The organism is Staphylococcus devriesei (genome assembly GCF_002902625.1).
GTDB classification, from domain to species: domain Bacteria; phylum Bacillota; class Bacilli; order Staphylococcales; family Staphylococcaceae; genus Staphylococcus; species Staphylococcus devriesei.
Genome location: NZ_PPRG01000040.1, coordinates 1 through 4,503 on the forward strand (window position 1 = coordinate 1; position 4,503 = coordinate 4,503).

Annotated in this window: 4 protein-coding genes and 1 pseudogene; all 5 read right to left on the reverse strand. The window is 31.8% G+C overall.

Annotation, left to right across the window (positions count from 1 at the left end):
• A pseudogene (locus CD147_RS06935) lies at positions 1–122 on the reverse strand (ornithine carbamoyltransferase); the annotation flags it as partial.
• 49 nt (positions 123–171) lie between these two features.
• Positions 172–846: a Crp/Fnr family transcriptional regulator gene (locus CD147_RS06940; protein WP_103166694.1), complete on the reverse strand. Its 675-nt coding sequence runs from the start codon at positions 844–846 to the stop codon at positions 172–174.
• Positions 847–884: 38 nt separating this feature from the next.
• A complete protein-coding gene (gene arcD, locus CD147_RS06945) occupies positions 885–2,306 on the reverse strand; it encodes an arginine-ornithine antiporter (RefSeq protein WP_103166695.1) in 1,422 nt (473 codons plus the stop codon).
• A 92-nt stretch (positions 2,307–2,398) separates the two neighbouring features.
• On the reverse strand, positions 2,399–3,634 hold the full coding sequence (gene arcA, locus CD147_RS06950) for an arginine deiminase (protein WP_103166696.1): 1,236 nt from the start codon (positions 3,632–3,634) through the stop codon (positions 2,399–2,401).
• A gap of 259 nt (positions 3,635–3,893) precedes the next feature.
• Positions 3,894–4,352: an arginine repressor gene (locus tag CD147_RS06955; protein ID WP_103166697.1), complete on the reverse strand. Its 459-nt coding sequence runs from the start codon at positions 4,350–4,352 to the stop codon at positions 3,894–3,896.
• Between the last annotated feature and the right edge of the window lie 151 nt (positions 4,353–4,503).

Genomic DNA, 4,503 nt, shown 5'->3' on the forward strand with positions numbered 1-4,503 from the left:
GGTTGTTCAATTCCAGCATATTTCGCACGTTTTAGATCTTCAGATAGATTAAGTAAGAACTCTACTTCTTTTTGAGTGAAGTCTAATAATGTTAAAAAGTCTCTGTTTCTTAAGTTTTGCATAGTTAATATCTCCTTTTTATTAATACTAATTTTTTATTTTTTTGATAATCTAATCTTTGTCATCTTGGAATACCATGTTTTCTTTTTTTAACTCATTAATAACTTGTCCTGTTGTTTTTCTAGACAAACCTGACAGATTACTAAGTAATTGAATCGTCATAACCTGTTTTATTTCATAAAATTCCTCATTGTCTTCACCAATGGTATGACATAAGAGTTTTAATATTTCTTCAATACGTTCTTTGGCTAAATTAGCAGTTAACGCCATACTATATTCCGCTTGGTACTGTATCGTCTCATTAAGTTTGATAAAGAGACTTTCAAAGATTTCTGTATAGTTTTTACACAAATATTCTAGTAAATCTTTAGGCAAAGTAATTACTGTGCAATCTGTTAAAGCTGTACACATTTCATAAGTTGGTGTAGTTTCACTAAATAAATGATTCATTGGAAAGAGTGAATGTTCTTTGCTCAATCTTAAATACGTATTGCCATTTACATTAGATATTTCATGTGAAACACATCCATTTACAAGAAAATATACAAATTTAGTTTGTTTAGATGAATAATATATTACTTGTCTTCTTTTGTACTTAAATAACGTACAATCATCTTTGTAAGGTTTAATAATACTTGTAGGAATGTTTAAATATGATGCTAATTGTTCAAAGTAATCATCAAACTCTTTATTTGAGTTTTGAATGTGAAGTCTTTCTTTATACATAACAACTTACTCCTCGAAATAGTTTCATCGAGTAATATTTAAAGTACTGAAATATTACCTGAAATCAAACGAATAATTCCTATTATTGCAAGTATTATAATGATTACAAACAAAATATAATCTACTTTAGTTAAACGTTTTTTATTATCGCGTTGCACATAGCTATATACGAATAGACCTGGAATATAAAGCAACATCGTTAATAATAAGTAGTCTAATCCTGCTGCGTACACTAACCAAATTGTATAAATAGATGCAATAATACCTATTATCCACTGTTTAAGTGTCGCTCTTTGCTTATGTTGAATTGTATATTTGACTTGATAAAATGCACTAAGTGTATATGGAATTAAAATGGCGCTTGATGCAAGTGAAAATGCGAATTGATAAGCACTATCTGTAAACAACATACTTACTAAGAATATTTGTACTAAAATATTTGTAATCAATAACGCATTGATCGGTGCTTTGTTTTTATTTTCTTTCGCAAACCATTTAGGGAAGAGACCATCTTTTGCTACGATGAATGGTAATTCACCAGCAAGTAATGTCCATCCAAGCCAAGCACCTAATACTGAAATAATTAAACCAATATTTACTAATACTGAACCCCAATGACCTACAATATGTTCTAATACTTGTGCCATTGACGGACTTGCTAGTTTAGAAATTTCACTTTGTTGAATTACGCCTTGTGCTAATACTGTCATTAAGAAATAGATAATTAGTACTGATACTAACCCAATAACAGTCGCAGTTCCTACGTCTTTCTTCGTTTTCGCACGACCAGAGAATACTACTGCACCTTCAATACCAGTGAAGACCCATACGGTTACTAGCATCGTACTTTTAACTTGAGACATTGTGTCGCCCCAACTAAAGACGCCCACGTCTCCACTAGTCATCCCATAGAAACCAGACATAAAAGTATCAAAATTGAATACTACTATCATACAAATAATGACTAAAAATATAGGTATTAATTTAGCGACAGTCACAATACTATTAATAAACGCTGCAGTTTCTACACCTCGAAGAATTAAGAAATGTACGCCCCATAATAAAATAGAAGCTACAATAATACTTGGAAGTGTATTACCGCCTTTAAATATAGGGAAAAAGTTTCCAACTGAAGACATCAGTAATGTCGCGTAAGCTACGTTTCCAAGGAAGGCCGCAAACCAATATCCCCAAGCACTTGAGAATCCCACAAAATCACCAAATCCGACTTGGGCATAACTATAAATACCGCCTTCAAGATCTGGACGTTCATTTGTTAAGTTTTGGAAGACAAATGCGAGAGAAATCATACCGATGGCAGTGATTATCCAACCAATAATGATTGCTAATCCGCCAGCTTGGCCACCCATATCCGAAATAATATTGAATGCCCCGCCACCAATCATTGAACCTATTACTAGACCAATTAAGGAAGTTTTGCCTAATTTATTTTCATCCATATTAATTTCCCCTAAAAGTGGCGGTAAAAGTCTTTTTCATTAGAAGTAATAAATAAGTTAAGTTCGACTTTTACCCCTATAAGTATTTTTAATTAAATATCTTCTCTGAATAGTGGTTGGCTCATACATCTTGGGCCCCCACGTCCACGAACAAGTTCACTACCCGTGATTTCAATCACTTTAATACCTTTATCACGTAGTAATTGGTTAGATACATAGTTACGGTCATAAGTCACGACAACTCCTGGGCGAATACATAATGTATTTGAACCGTCATTCCATTGTTCACGCGCACCATCGATCACATCGCCGTTACCTGTTGGAATAAATTCAACTTTATCTACGCCTAACACTTCTGCAAGTGTTTCACGTAATTTACTTGAGTGTGTGATTTTAATATCATCTTTTGCGTCATCATATTCGATTGTAAAGATGTTCATGTTATTTTCTTCTTTAAAGATAGCTGAATGAACCGTAAATTTATCATAATCAATCATTGTGAAGACTGTATCTAGATGCATAAATGTACGACTATTTGGTATTTCAATCGCTACAACTTTTTTGAATGTAGATTTTTCATCATTAAAAATGTTTCGAGCTAAGCGTTCGATAGCTTGTGCTGAAGTACGCTCAGAAATACCGATAGCTAACGTTTCTTTAGAAAGTACTAACTCATCTCCACCTTCAATGTTGAAGCTTGAATCACGGTCTAACCACACCGGCACGTCCGCATCTTTAAAACGAGGATGATGTTTTAAAATATAAGTTATAAAAATTGATTCTCTTCGACGGGCTCTCCAGTACATACGGTTAATTGTCATGCCTCTACCTACAGATGCTTGAGGGTCACGTGTGAAGTAAAGGTTAGGCATTGGGTCAAGATAAAATGGATAACGATCATCCATATATTCAACTAAGTGTGTCGTTTCTAACTTAATTTCTTCTTTACGCACACCCGCCATCACTTTATCGACAAGTTCTTGATCTGATAAGTTTGCGAAGAATTTCTTGATTTCTTCTTCATGGCCTAGTACTGTTTTTTTAGATTCAGCTAAGATATCATCGATAAATTGTTCACGTACTTTCGCTTCAGAGATAGCTTCTGCAGCAAGTTTTTCTAAATATACAACTTCGATTCCCTCATCTCTTAAAGCTTGAGCAAATTTATCATGCTCTTCTTGTGCTACTTTCAGATAAGGAATATCATCGAACAGTAAACCACTTAGATGATCAGGCACTAGATTTTCTAATTCTTTACCTGGTCTTTTTAATAGCACTGTCTTCAATTTTCCAATTTCACTGTTTACTTGAATGGGTTGTTGTACCATACTCAACTTCCTCCTTTGCTTTATTTCACCATTAGTATAAAGCGCTTCCAAGAATAGTTGTGTGAATTATTTCACAAGTTGTATGGCAGTTTTTTCACTCATTCTGATTTATTCAATACATAAAATTGGTTAAATATTCACTATGAGGATAAAAAATGTATATTTCCTGTAAATTAATCATTTTATTACTTAGTTTTTTTCTTTAAAAAGTTTCTTATACATTTTTTTGTATTAGTAATCATTTCGATTTGAAGAACTCTTACTTTTTCTTAGAATTGAACAGTTGATAACAAATATATTGTGCCCTCTCATTTGATGTAGTTAGTATCATAATTGTGTCATTACCACCAATTGTTCCTAATATTTCTTTCATTTTTAGCTGATCAATATAGTAGTTTATACTCTGAGCAAAACCAGGCGACGTTTTTATTAATATATAACTGTCTTTAACTATTATTTTTTGGATTTCATCATTATAACTTTCTAATTTTTTTCTAGCCTTTATTTGATTATTTTGATTTATTTGTTTGTAAAAGTATTTGTTACTAGTAATAGGTATTTTATATACATTTAATTTTTCTAAATCACGCGATATAGTTGTTAAACTACAATAAACATTAAAATGTGTGACCAGATAGTCTACTATTTCTTGCTTTTTGCTAAAATCATTCTGATTAATGATTGATAATAGTAGGTCTAAACGCTTTTCCTTCTTCACTTCATAAGCTCCTTTACTTTAATTTTAGTAGTTATTTTTAATAGGAAAATTTATATGTATTTTTATTTAATTTCTTTATTATGATGGAATAATTGAGACAAATATAAATAAGATTACCTATGAAGTTTCTACTCAATAGATAACCTTAAAT